This window comes from Phaeodactylibacter sp., from assembly GCF_022763345.1.
In the GTDB taxonomy this organism is placed as follows: Bacteria; Bacteroidota; Bacteroidia; order Chitinophagales; family Saprospiraceae; genus Phaeodactylibacter.
Genome location: NZ_JALEGS010000037.1, coordinates 122,085 through 140,905 on the forward strand (window position 1 = coordinate 122,085; position 18,821 = coordinate 140,905).

General features: G+C 49.2%; 10 protein-coding genes. 3 read left to right on the top strand and 7 right to left on the bottom strand.

The features are described 5' to 3' along the window. Nucleotides 1–36: 36 nt before the first annotated feature. From MRY86_RS10405 to MRY86_RS10425, 5 genes are all read right to left on the bottom strand, one after another. The gene (locus tag MRY86_RS10405; protein WP_293571419.1) at nt 37–435 is read right to left on the bottom strand and encodes an HIT family protein; all 399 of its coding nucleotides are present in this window, start codon (nt 433–435) and stop codon (nt 37–39) included. A gap of 5 nt (nt 436–440) precedes the next feature. After that, nucleotides 441–917 (bottom strand): transcription elongation factor GreA, encoded by a 477-nt coding sequence (greA, locus tag MRY86_RS10410; RefSeq protein ID WP_293571421.1) that lies wholly within the window; start codon nt 915–917, stop codon nt 441–443. Between the two features lie 300 nt (nt 918–1,217). Continuing rightward, nucleotides 1,218–2,288 carry a PorV/PorQ family protein gene (locus MRY86_RS10415; RefSeq protein ID WP_293571422.1) on the bottom strand — a complete coding sequence of 357 codons (1,071 nt, stop codon included), beginning with the start codon at nt 2,286–2,288 and terminating at the stop codon, nt 1,218–1,220. A 77-nt stretch (nt 2,289–2,365) separates the two neighbouring features. Continuing rightward, a complete protein-coding gene (locus MRY86_RS10420; RefSeq protein ID WP_293571423.1) occupies nt 2,366–6,463 on the bottom strand; it encodes a hypothetical protein in 4,098 nt (1,365 codons plus the stop codon). A 92-nt stretch (nt 6,464–6,555) separates the two neighbouring features. After that, on the bottom strand, nt 6,556–10,242 hold the full coding sequence (locus tag MRY86_RS10425; RefSeq protein ID WP_293571425.1) for a carboxypeptidase regulatory-like domain-containing protein: 3,687 nt from the start codon (nt 10,240–10,242) through the stop codon (nt 6,556–6,558). Between the two features lie 614 nt (nt 10,243–10,856). On the opposite strand from MRY86_RS10425, the gene MRY86_RS10430 reads away from it, so the two are divergent. The 3 genes from MRY86_RS10430 (at nt 10,857) to MRY86_RS10440 (ending at nt 15,624) form a co-directional block, all read left to right on the top strand. Then, on the top strand, nt 10,857–11,555 hold the full coding sequence (locus MRY86_RS10430; protein ID WP_293565647.1) for a hypothetical protein: 699 nt from the start codon (nt 10,857–10,859) through the stop codon (nt 11,553–11,555). A 134-nt stretch (nt 11,556–11,689) separates the two neighbouring features. Beyond that, nucleotides 11,690–14,509 carry a carbamoyl-phosphate synthase large subunit gene (carB, locus tag MRY86_RS10435; RefSeq protein WP_293565645.1) on the top strand — a complete coding sequence of 940 codons (2,820 nt, stop codon included), beginning with the start codon at nt 11,690–11,692 and terminating at the stop codon, nt 14,507–14,509. 251 nt (nt 14,510–14,760) lie between these two features. Then, nucleotides 14,761–15,624, top strand: coding sequence for a calcium-binding protein (locus tag MRY86_RS10440; protein WP_293565643.1), 864 nt, complete (start codon nt 14,761–14,763; stop codon nt 15,622–15,624). Nucleotides 15,625–15,626: 2 nt separating this feature from the next. Here MRY86_RS10440 and MRY86_RS10445 read toward each other — a convergent pair whose 3' ends face one another. Both MRY86_RS10445 and MRY86_RS10450 read right to left on the bottom strand, forming a co-directional pair. Continuing rightward, nucleotides 15,627–16,682 (bottom strand): medium chain dehydrogenase/reductase family protein, encoded by a 1,056-nt coding sequence (locus MRY86_RS10445; protein ID WP_293565641.1) that lies wholly within the window; start codon nt 16,680–16,682, stop codon nt 15,627–15,629. 1 nt (nt 16,683) lies between these two features. After that, nucleotides 16,684–18,612, bottom strand: a complete 1,929-nt coding sequence (locus MRY86_RS10450) for a tetratricopeptide repeat protein (RefSeq protein ID WP_293565639.1) — start codon at nt 18,610–18,612, stop codon at nt 16,684–16,686. Nucleotides 18,613–18,821: the final 209 nt, after the last annotated feature.

Below are 18,821 nucleotides of genomic sequence, written 5' to 3' on the forward strand. Positions count from 1 at the left end.
ATTTCCACCCGGGACTGACTGTGTTTCAGTTGGTGTTTAAAGCTCAACTTTGGCGCGTACTTCTGCCGCAAGTGCTTCCATGGCCTCGCTACTCATCTCAATGGGCTTACGCGTAATATCAATCTGCGATTCCTTTTGGAAAGGGACAAGGTGGATATGCGCATGCGGCACTTCGGTACCAATGACCATAACGCCCACCCGCTTGCAATCGATTACGGATTCCAGTGCTTTAGCCACCCGTTTAGCAAAAACCATAGCACCGCCCAGCAATTCATCCTCCACATCAAAGAGATAGTCTACTTCCTGCTTAGGCACCACAAGCGTATGCCCTTTGGCTAGCGGCCGGATATCCAGGAACGCAAAGTAGCGATCGTCCTCGGCGATTTTATAAGAAGGGATTTCCCCGTTGATAATTTTCGTGAAAATAGAAGCCATAATCCTTAGTCAATTGAAATTTTCATGACCTCAAAGTCGATATTGCCCCTTGGGGTTTCGATGGTTGCGATCTCTCCGACTTCCTTGCCCAACAGGCCCTTGCCAATCGGAGAGTTTACAGAAATCTTTTTGGCTTTAAGGTCTGCTTCTGACTCAGAAACCAGGGTATACTTTACCGTCTTGCCCGTTTTGGTATTCTTAATGAGGACATTGCTCAGGACGGTCACCTTAGACATATCCAACTGACTGGCATCCAGTATTCGGGAATTAGACAAGACTTTTTCCATTTCGCTGATCTTCAACTCCAGCATCCCCTGAGCGTCTTTGGCTGCATCGTACTCGGCATTTTCTGACAAGTCACCCTTCTCGCGTGCTTCCGCAATTGCGGCGGCCACTTCCTTGCGCCCTTTGGTCTTCATTTCGTCCAATTCAGCCTTCAGCTTCTCATATCCCTCCTTGGTCAGATAATTTATACCAGACATAATCTATAGTTTGATTAAAACAATAGTTCCTGTTGTTGACCCGCTGCATTCGTTACGCGCTGAACAGACCTGACGTTAACCTTGATTGCTTTCTGCAGGAATCCGGGCAGAAAGCCAAAGGGTAAGCACGGGAAAATTCAGAATTGAAAGCGTAGTATGCGAGTGGAACAGGAAACTTCCTATTCTTATACGAAAAGGCAAGAACGCTCCTGTACTAATGACGGAAGCGTTCTTGCCTCTAGGTAAAAAACAAATATAAGAGAAACCCCTGAATTAAACAAGTATCAGGGGACTATCCCTTTAAATTGAGATGCGTACACCAATATTGTGGGTACCATTCCAGACACGGGTTGCACGGTAGGCGTAGTCAATCGCAAAACGCGAAGCACGGCTTTCCGGCGTATCCTTGCCTAGTGGCACTGCAATCGTTGCACCGGCACTCAATCCGGTATAGATAGGGTCATCAAAGGTTTCAGCATCGCCTGAACCAAACTCGTAGCGGTAGCCACCCCGAACCATGAACAGGTCCTTAAGCGAGTACTCAATACCACCACCCACCTGATCCTGAGAAAAGGAGTTGGAGGTGAAGTTACCCAATACAGTGATTCGGTGTGTACCACCGGTAATCAGGAAGTCATAAGACAATCCGATGTTCAGCATGGAAGGCAACTCAAAGTCTGAAGAACGCTGGCTGAAGGTCAGTTCATAACCACCGTTGTTGGGAGAAGGCCCTTGAGTCGTAAGCCCCTCACCGCCATACTGCATGCGGCCACCGATGTTGCGAAGTGCGATACCAAACTTAAAGTTATCATTCTCGCCGGTAACGTACTGAACACCTGCGTCAAGCGCAAAGCCAAACGCATTCACATCTGCAATCGACTCTGAAACGCCACGGAATAGCACACCAACAGAGATTTTATTCTCGAAGGTATGCGCATAGCCAATTCCAAGGTTGAAGAAGCTTGGAGAAAAAGTTGAGCCTGTTCCTCCCGGCTGATCAGTCGTCGTAACCGGAATATCACCAAAGTCCATAGCCATCAGGCTAATACCGATGGCGCCAGACTCGCCTACCTTCTGAGAAACGCCCAGGCCATTTAGCAGGATGTCGGTACCTTCCAGATAACGACCGTGCCCGATCTGAACTTCTGTCTTGTTGATACGGGACAAGCCAGCTACGTTAATGCGCATGGCTTCCACACCAGACACAAAAGAGGTTGTCATCGAGTGCAACCCTGCACTTTCTGCCCAAGGGTTGAGTAGCAGCTGTGCAGCTCCTGCCTCACCCTGACGGTCTGGGTTACCTGCGAAAGCAGATTCTGTGACGCCCCAAACCAAAGCCACAGCAAAAAGTAAAGTAGTAATTTTATTCATACCAAATATTTTGAGGAGCTTTCCGCCCCCTTTGAAGGGACGGAAAGACTCTCTAAATTTTAAAATTCAAAGGTTGCTTACAGACCTGATGGGTCGAACTGACGGTTCACACCGAACCACTTGATTGTCCGCTCACCAAGGCCTTCTGCAGCGATGTGGATCAGATAAACACCACTTGCTACAGGTATACCCTTGCTGTTGTTGAGGTCCCACTCCAGTGCTGGCGTAATCTGATTGCGCTCAATAGCATTACCAATCGGGTCAGCACCCACTTCATCCCGGTTGTACTGACGGATGAACTTGCCTTCCAGCGTGTAAATCGTTACCACGCATTGCGCAGGCAAATTGGTGATTTTCACGGTAGTGGTAAACTGTGAGGTCTCGTAGTCAGAGAAACCATAGTAAGGGTTGGGCACAACGAGGATATCCTCAAGCGCATCTGCAATCCCTTCTTCATCCAATGGTGTAGGTGCAGCACCCTCTATAGCGAACTGATACTTCGGATGGTAATTGTTCTCACCTGTACCGGTACGCTGATCGCCGTCAATGTTCGGATTGTCTACTTCAACCTGATAAGGATTAGTTACGCGGAGCTTTAACCGTACTTCTTCAGGGATCAGACCCTGCTCGTAGCTGGTGTATGGGAAATCATTATCTCCAATAACTAAACCTGCCCACGTGATTTCACGTACCGAACGTACTTTTGAAAGTGGTAGCGGGCTTGGTTCGAAGTTGTCACGGAAGCTTGCGCAGCTATCATATGGTGTTTTCGTCACATAAACCATGTGCTGTCCACCCATATAGACAGGCAGCAAGCCCAGGTTTTGCACCTCTGGCAGAATCAACTGGCTGGATGGATTGAACATCATGTCGCCACCAGTGATCCCGTCAGTGAAGGTAACCGTTGTGTCGAGCAGCTCATTCTCAGGGCGATATACAGAGTTCTCGCCAAAGAAAATATTCAGTCGCTGACCCGTTTCCACATCTATAGCGTACCCAGGGAACCAGCCCATACCGGTACCGTCGCCATCAGGAGCTGGCAAACCGTCCGGACCTGCATCCTTGCCCACTGAAGGGTCTGCACGCAGGTCAAACTGGTCCACACCACCTTCTGTAACAAAGCCAGACTCTGTGTAAAACCGGTTCGCCGATTCTATGATCACACAGCGGCTCCAAAGATCCTTGTTAGGAGTAAGTACGATATCGACATTATTAAGGTCTTCCAGATCCATCTGGTTCCGGACAATACCGCTACCGCTGTTGTTTGCCCAAACCGGGCTGATGAATGGATTCTGGAACTCTCCTCTTGCTGTCCAGTCCAACATGTAGTACGGCATCAAAGGCGCCTGCCCAAACTGCGTCAGCCCACCATCAGGGTCGATCGCCGCATCCCGCTCTCCATCATCAGTAGAGATATAGTCAAACAGTTGGATCGCACCAAAGCCCTGACCCTGGAAGAGATCAAACTCCTCAGGAACATAGGCAAACCATGGGTTGGCAGCGGGTCCGTTCGCATACTCAATATCAAAGCCTACATAGCCATTGTCTTCTGTTTCCTGCTCTCCGGGTTCTGCAACCTGTCCAATATTGACTGAGAAACCAAATTCCGCAATGATTTGCTCATTCAAGACTTCAATGGTCCGGGCAGACATGATTTCAACACCGCTGTCCAGATCACGAAGTACCCAGCGGGCATCATCTTCCAGCGTCTCGTCATCCATGTTGCTGTCCATGAATTCGATTTCGAAATTGCCATTAACTACGTCAAGTGGATTGAAAATCCGAATATCAATTGGGCCACCACCTGGGGCGTAGACCAGATTACCTTCGAAATCTCCATTCGCTGCAAAGGCTTCCTTCATAGCTGCATTCGTCTCATCGCTGAGGTTCAGGAAGTTCTGACCTGCACCGATACCATCAAGACGAGTGATAATGGCACCATCGCCATACTCCGCGTTCAGATTTTCATAAATAATTGGACGTGGGATGGCTGTGTAAGGCAGACCATCATCGTTTGGCCCAATATTTCTACGGCCCTCCAGATAAGGTTCCGGCTGACCAAGAAGCAGTTCCGGATCAAAGGGTTCGTACTCGTTGTAAGCATAAGCAACCGCTACAAAGTAATACTTCTTGTGGTTGATCAGGGATCGATCCCCCTCAGCAAAGGCATCCTCTGTAATACGGAAGGTATGCTCAATGCCACGGTTTCTGCCTTCTACCTTCAACTCAGGAACATAGTAAGGGTCTCCGGTTGGATTATCTACAGTAACCCAGTTGAACAGCCGATCTACGCCATTCGTGATATCCACCTGCGCAATTTGACGCACCAGGTTAGGATTATTCACGTTTTCTGGCGTCAAACCAACATTTGGACCAGCGACCTGGAAAACCTTATACCCTTCAAAAACGTAAAGGCTATCCTCTACTGTTTCAGGGATTTCAAGACCCCGCTGAGCGTAAGCTTCGAAAGCGTTGTTGGAGCTTTGCTCGTCGTTTGTCAGGATCAGGATCAATTCCTCGTCTAGTTCAATAATGTCGATATCCGGTGCATCAGGACCGTCTACAATTTCGAAGCAGTTATCAAACAATGCCTGAGCGATATCATCGGCTTGCTGCAACTGACGGATAGATGGGCATGGATAAGGCTGATCAGCAACCCAAACCACACCAACGATCAGCTCGTTAACCGCACCTGGGCTAAGCAGGAAAGGTCCTGAAGCCTGAATCGTACGGCGATCCTGACCAAGTGTAACATCAGCTGTACACATCGACCATCCGTCTACATCGTCTGGAGCCTCTGTGTATGCGTAATCAATCGGTTCAGTACCATCCTGGTAAGCTTCACCTCCATAGGTAAATGGTGTACCATCCCGCCAGTGGCCTGTCAGGTATCTGTAGTATTCAATAGGCTGCCCGGGGTCAGCTGTACCCGGAGGGGTTCCACCAATACCACCATTGTTATAGTAAGTAAAGGAAGACATGCCCAGCTCAATCGCCGTATCAGGGTTTTCCCCTACCTCAATTGGGATCAACTCTCCGTTTTCTCCAAAACGAACTGGGGCGAGCGGCCCACGGAAATAATCCACACCCAAAAGCGGAACTTCGTCACAGTAAGTATTCACACCCTGAGGGCAGGTACAGCCTGTTTGACCGTCCAGTGCATCCTCATTATAAACATAACCCAGGCTACGCAGGGTATCACAACCGATGAAATCATCTGTGTAACAACCCAAATCCGGATCAACCCACATCGCAAAGAAGGTAGAATCAATAGGCTCCAGTGCACGGTTGATCAGCTTGTAACGCTGAAAGGTCATATCATTCAGCTCATCGTTGGTAGCGTAAGCAAATGCCTGAACCTGAATTTCCATCCGGATAGGATCCGCATTTGTCTCCGTGTGTACGTTACCATTATCATTGTAAATCCAAAAGATCATCTCATCCGGATATTGTGGCTCTACACAACCCCGGATCTCAATGATTGGGTAATCACCATTGAGCGGGTTGTAAATACCATCCGCATCCTCATCCCAGAATCCGGCAAGACCCTGAGCAGTATTTGGGAGTTCAAATCCATTAACATCAAAGAAGAAGGGGTTGCCACGGCCAGGCCATCCACGAACGCCACTTGGAATTTGAGAAGCTTCGTAGGCAGCACCTGTTTCTACTGACTCATTGTAAAGGCGAAGGTGCTCATCAATTTCACCTCCTGTAACTACGAAGAATGCATCCCAGTTGGAACAAGTTTCCTGATCCGTTTCACCGGGGTTTTCAGCATTCAGCGGCGTCAATGGACCAGACCAGAAGTCCGTTTGTCCACCAGAGCGGCCGTAAGTTTGAGCAGCAAGTTTAAGGTTACCGGCAGCATCTACACCACCGAGCCAAACGGCACCGGCGAAGATAGAAGATACTTCTGGCTCACCGGGTGGAACCTTAGGCACGACATAACGGCCGTCATTACCATCCCACCAAACGTCACCACCAGTTGTCAGGCGAGCGCGGACGTTGTTAACGGCCTGATCGCGTTGTGCCTTAGCTACATCGCAATTGCTTCGGAAGCTGACTTGGTCATTAGCATTATTATTGGGGGCATTCTCTCGTTCGGGATTGACGTGGGCAGATGCCACGGCAACCGAAAGTACGGCTCCCAATAAAGTGAATAATATTTTACGCATAGCACGCATTTTTTAATTGAAAGAATGAAAATTGGTTGCCCCCGCCGCCTGCTCCTAAGAAGGCGAAACGGCGGGGAGCATCACAAGTTGTATTAAAAGTCAAATATTGCACCCAGATAAATCCGGCGTGGAATACTGAAGAAGTTAGGGTTAAGCATTCTCCACTGATAGGAAGCCAGGAAGGCTTGTACATCACGCTGAGAAGCGTCTACACTTCCAATCTGGCTCTGACCGAAAGCTGATGCGAGATAGCCATCATCCGTTGGTGAACCGGTTGCAGAGTAGACATTGATAACGTTTCGGCGGTCCAGCAGGTTGGAAACCCGGCAGTAGACATTCAGCCCCATCTTCTTACCGATGTTGAAGTTTTTGTCAATTCTGGCGTTAAGCACAAAATTCCACGGTTGGCGTGCACCGTTCAAAGAACCTACTACGCCGGCTCCTCCAAACTCCTGAGGCAGGCTCGTTGCTGTATATGGACGACCTGATACCGCCGTAGCCTGCAGGTTCAGACCTGCGTTGGCAAAAATGTCTGCTCCGAAAAGACGCGGTCCGTTGTACTGTTTGCCAGATCCATAGCGGTAATCAAGTACCGCAACGATACGGTGGCGCTCATCAAAGTTCAATGGGAACAAAGTCCGCAAAACACCACGGTTAGCTACGTTACGCTGTGATTCCGCATTGGAGCCTGTACCATCCGCAAACTGAAGCGTATAGTTCAGGTTCAATGACACATTGCCAGTACGGCGAAGGTCATAAGCAAAAGAGAATCCTTTTACAGTACCAAAGTCCAGGTTGTCAAAGGTCGTATAACGCCCAATCACCGGAACGGGGAAGAAGGTACGCAACTGAATCATGTCCCGCATTTCCTTATAGTAAGCGGCAATTTTCAGGGCAGAAGAGCTGGACAGCTTCTGCTGGAAACCTACTTCGTAGTCAATCGTACGCTCCGGACGCAGGTTCGGGTTGTTCTTATCCAGGTTGGAACGGTCGAAGAAATAGAAGTAGTCCAGAGGGGAAGCAATCGTATTAGATGGCGGACGCTGAACCAGGATATCGTAGTGAGCGAAGAAGTTCGCTTCGTCTGATATCGGGAAAGAGAATGCCAAACGAGGCATAACGTTCACCTGCACTTCGTAATCCTCAAAAGAAGCATCAGGATTGAAATCTTCCTTTTTAATGTAGTCAATATCATCCCGTGCCCGCTCACTTGCGTAGATCGGGTTGACAGTACCTCCCTGGAAAATCAGGGCAGGGTTGTTTACAGGGCTACCATTTGGACGGAACCAGTTGTCTCCATCCCGATAAGCCTGAACGGCATCGCCGGACTCATTAACATATACTTTGAAATCATTTCCAATAGCACCCGGGCGCTCACCACCAAATTGGGTGTGGTAATCTTCAGCTCCAAGGATTTCGTAAAGGGAGTAGTTATCCTTCAGTACACTTGTATTCGCGTCGTAACGGTCTACACGAACCCCCAAACGGAAAATGATGTCCTTGAAGGTAAACTTATCCTGAATGTACGCAGCTCCGTAAATCGGGCGGAAAGGTGCTACCGGGAAGGTACGCAGCCCGGTCTCAGGGTCACGTGTGGTGAAAAAGTCTTCGAAAGAACCATTGAACGCATTACCGAGGTAATCGTAACCAAAGTAGTTCAAAATCGGAGAACCGCTCACAACAAAGTCGTTCAGTTCCCGAGCAGAGAACATATCAAGGCTTAGCTGATCTGGCGAAAGCGCATCAATGTTCACAAAATCTTTAAGTCCATCGCCAGTGACCTCACGAACACGTTCGTAAAACTGTGATTCGTCACCAGGAGTGATGACCACATCATGAATGGCCCCCATAAACTGCTCTCCCGTGAATGGGTTCACAATCGGAGCTCCAGACTGTGGGTCAAATACCGGAACCACATCCAGTGTATCACTCAATGGACGGTTATCATCGCCAAATGGAATACCCTGAATATGACTGTTAGCTAACTGACGGGACAGCAGCCATAGGGCACGAGGGTTGATCGACCATTCGCGGTTGATGCGCTCCTCGTACCAAACACCCATCTGAATGTTGTGCCGGCCTTTGTCAGAACCACCAGGTACCAGGTCGAAAGAAGTACGCGCCTGGAAGGTGTAAGTGTCCCGATCCCGCTTACGGTTCAGGTTATAGACTGTTCCTACGTTGGTGTGGTAACCCCAGGAACTGTTAAATACAGAGTTGGTTACCCCGTTGAAAGTGTTGAAAGCCTGAAGTGTAGCAGGAATTTCAAACGCATCACCATCTCTGAAAACGTTGTTGTAGTTGGCCAAAACCGGGTTGACATCGCCAGGTGTATAATCTGTCAATACCTGTAGGTAGTCAGTGTGGATAGCCACAACGCCTAGAGAATCGTCCGGCTGGATATTCCAGGTCGGGCGCCATTCCTGGTCAAAACGGCCAATGTAACCATAATCAAATAGGTTATCTCCATGGCGTGGGTCTTCAAGGTCCTGAAGGTTCTTTTCATAACCGAACTGTAAAGTATAGCTTGCGTTCTGGATCAGAGAACCACCGCCGTCTTCCCCGGAAACGGCACCGCCCAGGCGGTGACGGAAACGGATGTTACCCCGGTAATTTTGCTCATTATCTGTTGGGTTATTCTGTAGGTTGAGCAGTCGCCAGTTACCTGGTGTAAATTGATTCGCCTGATCATAAGCCTGTCCAGTAATGGTGATATCAATCGCATCACTAAGGCGGGCATCAATTTTACCTGTCAGGTCATAGCGGGTGTACTGCTCATTAGGACGAAAGTCTAAAGCGTCCACATCTTCATTGGTCAAAAAGTCAGCTGCGATGAAAGAGTTACCGCCGCGCTGAATAACAGGATTAGCCTGCAAGTCTGCAAGTACATTATCCTTTACTCGGAATACAGCTGTTGCGGGGGGGTCATCATCAAGTTGATCTGTCAAACGACCGGCCAGACGGAAGCCCAAAATGGACTCGCCTTTCGTGCCGTCTTCATTACGGCGCTTGATGATCGGACCAGACAGGTTAAAACCAACAAGGCTCTGATCGTAAGGATCTGTGAACTGCGAAGTTTCCACTTCAACACCCCCAGAGAACTGACTGGAAGGCCCCTTGGTTGTAATCGAGATAATACCGCCGGTCACGTCTCCGTATTGGGCTTCGATACCACCAGTAATAACCTGCAACTGCTCGATTTCTGATTCAGGAATCAGATTACCCTGTACCCGGATACCGTCTACGTAGTAGTCAGTCGCGTTGCTCCGGGAACCCCGAACGGCGATAGCATCCCCTTCATCCGCACTCGCCAAGCCAGCAGTAGTTGCAGCAAGGGCGTTGATGTTACGGGTAGGCAGGTTTTTGATCTGATCACTGGTAATGGTTGCTCCCTGTGTGGTGTTATCCTGCTCTACGAGCGGCACCTTATAAGAAGTAACCACGACCTCATCAAGATTAACTGCATCAGAGGTCATTGTGATATCAAGGCGGTTCGCTTTACCAGCGAATACCTTCACATCCTCCACACGCTGCTTGTTGTAGCCAACGTAGCTGACTTCAACATCATAGGTACCAGGATCAATTTCGTTGAAGGAATAATTACCATCAAAATCGGTCTCCGTACCAGTTTCAAGTACTCCGTTTTTGTAGAGTGCTACCGAGCCGAAGATAATCGGCTCCCCGGTATCGTCTACCACCTCTCCCTGAAGCGAAGTCTGCCCGAAGACAGCCGCTCCTGAAAGAAGGAGTACGAATAACACGAGTAAATTACGTACCATAAAATTTCCTGTTTTAAAATTTCGACAAACCAATGGGTTTCCCTAGCTGTGTAAATTAATGTTCGCTCTCTTGTTTAGCCTGTTGATTTTCAGGCTTTATCGCTTTGTTTCTTGCTTGCTGTTTTCAGGATTCGTGGGGGGCTTAACAAAAGTATTTCCTCAAAAGTAGGAAAATATCCCTGTTCATACCCAATCACATTTGCGCATAAGTCAGGTTTCTGATCAAAAAAACCTGATGCGGCCGTTCCATCTTTTGATGAGGCTTTAGCAGAACGGACCGCGCAAATATAACGCTTCCTTGCTAATTCCAAAGAATGATATTTTAGTCCTCCAGCTGACAAGGAATTTATCCTTTCTCTACCAGGACTTTACCCAATTCCACGGGGCTTCCATTGGTGCTTTCCTGACTGCAATTTCTTTGTTGCCACTCATGTGATCTACCCCAGTCTGCCTAATTGTCGGCAATTAGCACAAGCCATGATCCGCTTCATCAGAAGCAATCATTGCAATCCCGTTTCTATTCAAAATTAAGCTTGGAGCGGGAATCCTGTCAAAATTCCCAAAGAAGAGATTAAATTTACGCCCTGAATGATAACTTACACAAAATAGGACCCATGCGCCTGACTTATTTCTTATCTGCTTTCCTGTGCCTGATGGGCATATCCCTAAATAGCTGTCAACAAGATACTGGCCCGGAGCAAACCGGCCCTTCCACTTATGCCAACCTTTTTGTTCGTTACATCGCTCCTCAGGGTCAGCTGAAAGTAACCGCTGCATTCCGCGAAGGGGACAGCATAGCTACAGCTCAGCCGGTTGAAGTCCTTGGAGGTGTTACTTACCAGGGGCAGCAGCTGGAAGCCCGGCGGCTGCCTGGACAGCAAGTACGGTATTTGCTGGATACCCGATCTCCGTTTGCAAAAGAGCATCGGTTCCAGTTCAAGGCAGCAGACGGAACTGCTCAAGAGGTGACCTTGGAGCTCTCGCCTATTGACAGTTTCAGTATTATTGGCGGCACCGCCAGCCTGTCTGAAGGGATGCAGCTTTACATCAAAGACGAACGCATCGAGGATGGCGAAAGCATAGTGCTCCTGTTCAGCGACGAAAACAACAAAGCTACAACCATTACACTAACCAACCCTGCTGTACAGGATACCTTTCCCATCGCAGCCATGCGCCTACGCAAACTACAACCCGGACCACACCGGGTCTATCTCGTCAAAAAGCAACATCAGGAGATTGACCTTAAGGGTGCCAAAGCCGCAGCTGATATTGAGTATTACACCGCTGAACAGCCTTTCAACGTCATAGAATAGTCCTCCCTCCTCAAAAATTCCTCTGTTTCCGTTCTTTACGGACCGCCGAACTATTGTATCTTTGCATGCAATTTGTAATTGCCCCTTGCCGGCACCTCCTTCCTGCCGCCGGTTAGCGGTCTAAAATACTCGTAATGCCAAAAGATCAATCTATCCAATCCGTCCTAATCATAGGAAGCGGACCTATTGTGATTGGGCAAGCCTGTGAATTTGACTATTCCGGTTCTCAAGCCTCCCGCTCGCTGCGGGAAGAGGGTATTGAGGTCAGCCTAATCAATGATAACCCGGCGACCATCATGACGGACCCCGTCACCGCAGATCACATTTATTTGTTACCGCTAACCGTTGAGAGCATCGTACAGGTGCTTGAAGAGCGGCAAATCGATGCCGTGCTTCCCACTATGGGAGGACAAACCGCGCTTAATCTGGCTATCGAAGCTGGTGAACAGGGGGTCTGGGAAAAATACAACATCCGCCTGATCGGAGTTGACCTTGAGGCTATTGAACTTACGGAAAATCGCGAAGCGTTCCGGAAACACATGATTGACATCGGGCTGAGCGTAGCGCCTTCCAAAATTGCCAACTCCTTCCTGGAGGGCAAAGAAGCTGCTCAGCAAATCGGCTACCCCCTTGTCATCCGCCCATCCTACACCCTTGGTGGATCCGGCGGTGGCTTCGTGCATAGTGCCGATCAGTTTGATGCGGCCTTGCGCCGAGGGCTAAGTATGTCTCCCACGCATGAGGTATTGGTTGAAAAAGCAGTACTAGGCTGGAAAGAATATGAGTTGGAACTCCTAAGGGATGCTAACGACAACGTGGTGATTATCTGTACAGTGGAGAACCTCGACCCTATGGGCGTGCACACTGGCGATAGCATTACGGTGGCGCCAGCCATGACGCTTTCCGATACTGCTTATCAGCAAATGCGGGACGAAGCCATTCAGGCGATGCGTTCCCTTGGCAACTTTGCAGGAGGCTGTAATATCCAGTTTTCTATCAACCCGGAGACGGAAGAGCTGATCGTGATTGAAATTAATCCACGCGTAAGCCGTTCTTCTGCACTGGCCAGTAAAGCCACCGGTTACCCTATTGCCAAGATTGCCGCCAAGCTCGCCATCGGCTACACCCTGGATGAGCTCAAAAACCAGATTACAAAAACCACTTCTGCTTACTTCGAGCCTACGCTGGACTACGTTATTGTGAAAATGCCGCGCTGGAATTTCGATAAATTCCAGGGGGCTGACCACGAGCTGGGCCTTCAGATGAAGTCAGTAGGCGAAGTGATGTCTATAGGGCGGAACTTCCTGGAGGCTTTGCAGAAAGCCTGCCAGTCGCTGGAAAACAACCGCATGGGCCTGGGTGCAGATAAAAAGGAATGGATCCGTACGGCAGATATTCTGGAGCGCCTGGAGAAGCCAAGCGAAGACCGCATTTTCCGGCTTAAGGATGCCCTGCGCCTTGGCGTACCGGAAAAGACGATCCACAAGCTCACCCGCATTGACCCCTGGTTTATCAAACAGATCAAGCGGCTGGTTAAAATGGAGCAGCAACTGATGCGCTACAACGTCGCAGAGGATATCCCGGAAGATTTCCTGCGACAGCTTAAGGAAGTTGGGTATTCTGACGCCCAAATTGCCTGGCTGCTGCGCATTGAGGATGAAGAGGTCAGTAATTACCGAAAGAAGCTGGGCATCCGCCGCACCTACAAAATAGTGGATACTTGTGCTGCTGAGTTCGAAGCGCAAACACCTTACTTCTATTCCACCTTCGATAAAGAAAACGAAAGCATCCCCTCCACCGACAAGAAAAAAATCGTTGTCCTGGGCTCCGGTCCCAACCGTATCGGGCAGGGTATTGAGTTTGACTATTGCTGTGTCCATGGCCTGCTGGCCGTCAAAGAGGCCGGGTACGAAGCCATTATGATCAACTGCAACCCGGAAACGGTCTCCACCGATTTCGACATGGCTGACAAGCTCTACTTTGAGCCGGTTTTCTGGGAACACCTGGAGGAAATCCTGGAGCTGGAAAAACCAGAGGGGGTTATCGTACAGCTCGGTGGCCAAACTGCCCTGAAGCTGGCGGAGACCCTGCATCAGAAAGGCTACAATATTATTGGCACCTCTTTCCCGAATATGGACCTGGCCGAAGACCGGGGTGCCTTCTCGGACTTGCTCAAGGAGCTCGAAATTCCCTACCCTGAGTACGGTGTTGCCAATGACGCGGATGAGGCCCTGCAAACCGCCCGCAAAACAGGCTATCCGGCACTCGTACGCCCATCCTATGTACTCGGCGGGCAGCGGATGCGGATCGTCATCAATGATGAAGAACTGGAGCGGCATGTGCTGAGCATTTTCAAGCACCTCCCGGACAACCGTGTCCTGATTGACCAGTTTCTGGACCGTGCAAAGGAAGCAGAAATTGATGCCATTTGCGACGGAGACGAGGTGCACATCATGGGCATCATGGAGCATATCGAACCTGCGGGTATCCATTCCGGCGACAGCTCGGCTGTACTGCCTACCTACAGCCTTTCGGTTGAAGCCGTTAACAAGATGGTGGAATACGCTGAGCAACTGGCTAAGGCACTCAATATCCGCGGCCTGATCAACATCCAATTTGCCATCAAAGACGACAACGTCTATGTGATTGAAGCCAACCCACGGGCGTCGAGGACGACACCGTTCATTGCCAAGGCTTATCAGGTGCCTTACCTTAAAATTGCAACCAAAGTGATGATGGGGACGCACAAGCTGAAAGACTTTGATATTAAGCCCCGTCCAGGTGGCTTTGCGATTAAGGTGCCGGTATTCTCATTCAATAAATTCCCGAATGTGGACAAAAATCTCGGCCCGGAGATGAAATCCACCGGTGAGGGCATCCGCTTTATCAAAGACCTCTCGGACCCCTTCTTCCGGGAGCTTGACAAACAGCGGTATATGTATCTGACCCGATAAGATATAAGAAAGCAACTGCTTCATGAGCCTCTGGAAAAGAAAAATCCAGAGGCTTTTTTAATGGGGCAAACTATCCGCAATGTCCTGTTGTTTGTAGAATAGCCAAGCAAAGAAAACAGTCGCTATTGCCTACCGGAGTTTATTGATAAGTTGTCATTCGGTCCTAAAAAACTTTGATTGCACGCTAGCTGTTTAAAGCCCGCGCTTTTTCAGGTTAGCTATGGTTTTTTATCATTTGAAGTGATCCATGCATGAGCAACAGTCCATTATCTATTTCTTTTTTTAATGACAGCCGGTCAGTTCTTCCTCCCCTCCACCCGGATTTCCACCTGCGAGATCTTCAAAATACCAATTGGGAAGAGGAAGGAGGTGACTTCGACCCGGATGAGTTTGAGTTTTCCATTGACCCCATGTGGCAGGAAATCGAAAATCCTAAATTTAAGCAGGGAAGTGTCGTTAGTATTAACCTTGACCTTGACCCCCAAAGCTTTGAGGTCCCTAACCTTACTGCCAAGGGGTGGTGTGGAAGAGTAGAAACCGGAATCACAGATGGCGATTCGAACTTTTTCGTCATTAGCCTGGACAGCAAAACCATTGATAAATTACCAGAAAAATACCTTAAAGAAATAGTGGAGGTAGCGGATGGAGACAACCCCTTCCTTTTTGAAATACCGGAGGAAGCTCTAAAAGCAGTACCTCCCAGAGATACAGAAACTGAAGCCCTGAACCGGCAGAGATTAGCCTACCATTCTTATTTCTGGGGGAATATCAAGAAAGATGCGCAAGCTAAACGAATGTTCCGAATTCTCACCCGTGATTACAACGATGACGATCTCGGCAATTGGCTTTACCATTTCCAGCACGAGGTAAAGTACCCAATCCCGGCAGAAGTTGAGGGGCTGCTCATGGATGAAATTGCACCAGGCACCAAAGTACAGATCCTCGGTATCGAAGGGATTGACTCAAAGGAAAAATCAGGACTGATTGGATCTGTGCAGAAAGGCCGGGCGATACGCTCCTACCCCCTCAGAGAACTGATGCCACTTGATGAAGATGACCCCATACAGACACCTTTGGGCGACTACCGGTACTGGGCTGACTTTTCGCTTGTATAAAATCAGGTTTCTTGTAATTCCACAACGACCTTTCCCACCGTTTGACCGGACTGAAAGCGCAGAATAGCGTCATGCAAATCCTTAAAAGCAAACCGTTCTCCTACGGTGGGGCGCCCCAAATCCAGGGTTTGCAATTCCCCGAGCAACTGATGCATTAATGATGCCCGCTCGTATAGCCAAATGAGATTGAACCCCATAACACTTTTGTTGTGTTCAGGCATTTTCTGGGGGTCCAGTTTTGGACGGGTAATAAAATGGTACAACAAGCGCAAATAATTTGGCCGGTTGCCCACAGAGGCGTAACGCGCGGATCCATAGACAATCATTCTACCTTGTGGTGCCAATACATCATAGCCAATACTGAAGATTTTTCCGCCTATGCACTCCATGATTAGGTGCAGCTCCCTATCGCCAAGTGCTTCTTCCAGATCCTGCCGGAAAGAACTCCGGCGAACAATTCCACGATCGTACCTTTCCCGCTCCAATACCTCCAGCTTATGAGGACTGCCCACCGTACCTATGGTGTACGCTTCGTAATGTTTTGCGATACGGTTGGCCCAAAGCCCTACCCCTCCGGCTGCACTGTGAATCAGCACGTTTTGCCCTATTTGGATGTCTCCCAATTGCTTTAGCCCATAATAAGCGGTTAAGACTTGTACCAGGTAGGCACTCCCCTCTGCAAAGGTCCAGGAGTCTGGCATAGGAATCACGTAGCTAGCATCAATATTGAGGTGGGAAGTGTAAGCACCAAAGCGGGTTACCCCCATTATCCGGTCTCCTACGCGTAGATTTTCCACTCCTGTCCCTATAGCTACAATCGTTCCGGCATATTCCAGGCCAGGCACGAAGGCACCTGTCGGTGTTGCACCGTAAAGCCCCCAAATGGCAAAGATATCTGCAAAATTCAGCCCAATGGCACGGACCTCCACTTGCACTTCACCCGGAGCAGGGGGTGGCAGGGTTTCTTCTTCTAACTTAAGATGCCCCAGGCTACCGGTACTCCATCGCCCCTTTTTAGCCTGAATACGGTACGCTTTGCGCGGAATGGGTCCTGCCATATTATTGAAGTTGGTTTAATTGCTGTAAAATGGCTATTGCCTGTGGGTGTTCCGGATCAAGTCGGAGGACACGATTTAGTATTTCGGCGACGGCTCTGTAGTCTTTATTCAGCAACCGGACCGCTGCTTTGTTGAGCAGAGCTTGAATGTAGTCCGGGTCCAGCGCAATAGCCCTGTCGTAGTATGCTTCTGCTTCTTTAGTGTGCCCCTGCAGCACTCTTGCAAAGCCAAAGTTAGAAAGTGCTCTTGGGCGTTTAGGGTGCTCCCTGATTACCCAACTTAAGACTTCTTCTGCTTCCGGCAACTGCCGTAGTTGGACCAAAGCCGCTCCAAGTTTTTCCTTGAAATCAAGGTGGAAAGGCAGCAGCTCGTCGGCCCGGCGATAGAAATTGACAGCTTTCCGAAATTCCCCTGCTTGATAAAAGGCTTCGCCAATCCGATAAGCCGTCCAGGCGTCTTTTACTTCAGAAGCTGTTTTGCCGGCACTCCGCCCCAAAACATTCGAATAATCTTCTCTGGCAAAAAAGTAGTGCACCTCCACCGGAAACTGCTCAGCCTCTGGAGCCTTTGACCGTTGCAAATACGCCCAGGCGGAATCCAAAACCATTGGCGATTGCACATATTTATCGTACATCGCAAGATAACCATTTGCCATTTCCAGAGCAGTTCCGCTCTCCTTGGTCAGAATCTCCAAGCCCAAAAATACCCCCTCCTGTGCAGCCGGTTGTTCTTTTTTTGACGTTCGGGTAGTCTCTTTACTGATGTAGTGATCCGTAATATTCACATGAGGGATATCGATACTGCCGGAGCGCGGCATATGGCACCCCGAGCAGTCATTACCTTGCGGCAACCGTTCCGCTAAAGGGAAGGCACAAGCGGATTCTTCCGGGCCATCGTGGCAATTTTTGCAAGCATTATTGTATTGGTCCCTCCCTGTCACTTCGATGCTCTTGTGAGGGTTATGACAGGTAATACAGGTCATTTCCGAATTCAAATAACATGCACTTAGGCGCAGGCGGTCGGCCTGAGAAGCCATGATAAACTTCTCATGAGAGTCGGTATACCGGGGCAGGAATACATTAAACACCTCGCTCAGTCGCATACCTGGCTTAAAATCGTAGAATGACTTATCATCCTGCAAAACAGCAATCCCCTGCAAATGACAGCGCTGACAGAGGTCCATCTGTAGGTCACGCGAAAGATCACGGGGGTTGACAATGGAATAATCAATAAATTTTGAGGTGTCTACAATTTCCCCTGCTAGTTTTTCTCTTGCATGAATTTCACCAGGGCCATGGCAGCGCTCACATTCTATCCCCGTTGGCATTTTGACGTACTTGTTCATTGAGCCGGGCACCTGTTCCGGCAAATGATTATGGCAGGTAATGCATTCTGCCGATAGCAACCGGCTAAACCGGATGTTATCACCTCTAAATCCGGGGGCCATATCCCACCTGTCTTCTTGTGTATAATAAGTGACCGGTGCCTGGTAAAGGTAACCGTTGAAGTCTACCATATGAGAATTCGTGTGCTGCCCGGAACCTACGATATAATCAATTTTCTCCAGCCGCTGATGGACGGTATCCAAACCTTCCAGCCGGTATTCCAGCACGTACATCTGGCTATCCCGAAAGAAAGGGTGATAGTATAGATCCGAAGCTTCGTCATAAACTACAGCATGCGCCCCAAACTTCGCGTCCGTTTTCTCCCGGGTTGCCCGGTCAAAAGAACGCCCCATGCCTGTATGGATAAAAGTGGAATGCACATTAGCGTGACAGGATTTACAGGTTTGCATCCCCACATACGCGACGCCCGGCGACAGATTTTTGTAGGTATCAGTTGGGACCGCCTTATCCGGTAAATCACGTGTACAAAAGACCAGCGCTAACGCCAGCGCGCCAAAAAAAAAGTATATCAAGCGTTTGGTCATGCCTATTCATCTAGTTTTCAAGACTGTAAAGTTAGGCAAACTAAAAACATCCTGCTATTTATGCCACAAGGCAAGTTGTCAGGTTTAAGCCTAAGCCTGGAAAAGACACGGTTAAAACCAGAAAGGCCGGGCGCCCTTTCGGATGCCCGGCCTCCCGGTCTGCCCCACTGCGGGCGCCGCCTGTGCAGCGCCCGCCGGGCTATATCTCA

Excerpts from the sequence above, each read along its gene's own strand:
- MRY86_RS10405 (WP_293571419.1), bottom strand. The coding sequence starts at position 435 with ATGGCTTCTATTTTCACGAAAATTATCAACGGGGAAATCCCTTCTTAT.
- greA (WP_293571421.1), bottom strand. The coding sequence starts at position 917 with ATGTCTGGTATAAATTATCTGACCAAGGAGGGATATGAGAAGCTGAAG.
- MRY86_RS10415 (WP_293571422.1), bottom strand. The coding sequence starts at position 2,288 with ATGAATAAAATTACTACTTTACTTTTTGCTGTGGCTTTGGTTTGGGGC.
- MRY86_RS10420 (WP_293571423.1), bottom strand. The coding sequence starts at position 6,463 with ATGCGTAAAATATTATTCACTTTATTGGGAGCCGTACTTTCGGTTGCC.
- MRY86_RS10425 (WP_293571425.1), bottom strand. The coding sequence starts at position 10,242 with ATGGTACGTAATTTACTCGTGTTATTCGTACTCCTTCTTTCAGGAGCG.
- MRY86_RS10430 (WP_293565647.1), top strand. The coding sequence starts at position 10,857 with ATGCGCCTGACTTATTTCTTATCTGCTTTCCTGTGCCTGATGGGCATA.
- carB (WP_293565645.1), top strand. The coding sequence starts at position 11,690 with ATGCCAAAAGATCAATCTATCCAATCCGTCCTAATCATAGGAAGCGGA.
- MRY86_RS10440 (WP_293565643.1), top strand. The coding sequence starts at position 14,761 with ATGAGCAACAGTCCATTATCTATTTCTTTTTTTAATGACAGCCGGTCA.
- MRY86_RS10445 (WP_293565641.1), bottom strand. The coding sequence starts at position 16,682 with ATGGCAGGACCCATTCCGCGCAAAGCGTACCGTATTCAGGCTAAAAAG.
- MRY86_RS10450 (WP_293565639.1), bottom strand. The coding sequence starts at position 18,612 with ATGACCAAACGCTTGATATACTTTTTTTTTGGCGCGCTGGCGTTAGCG.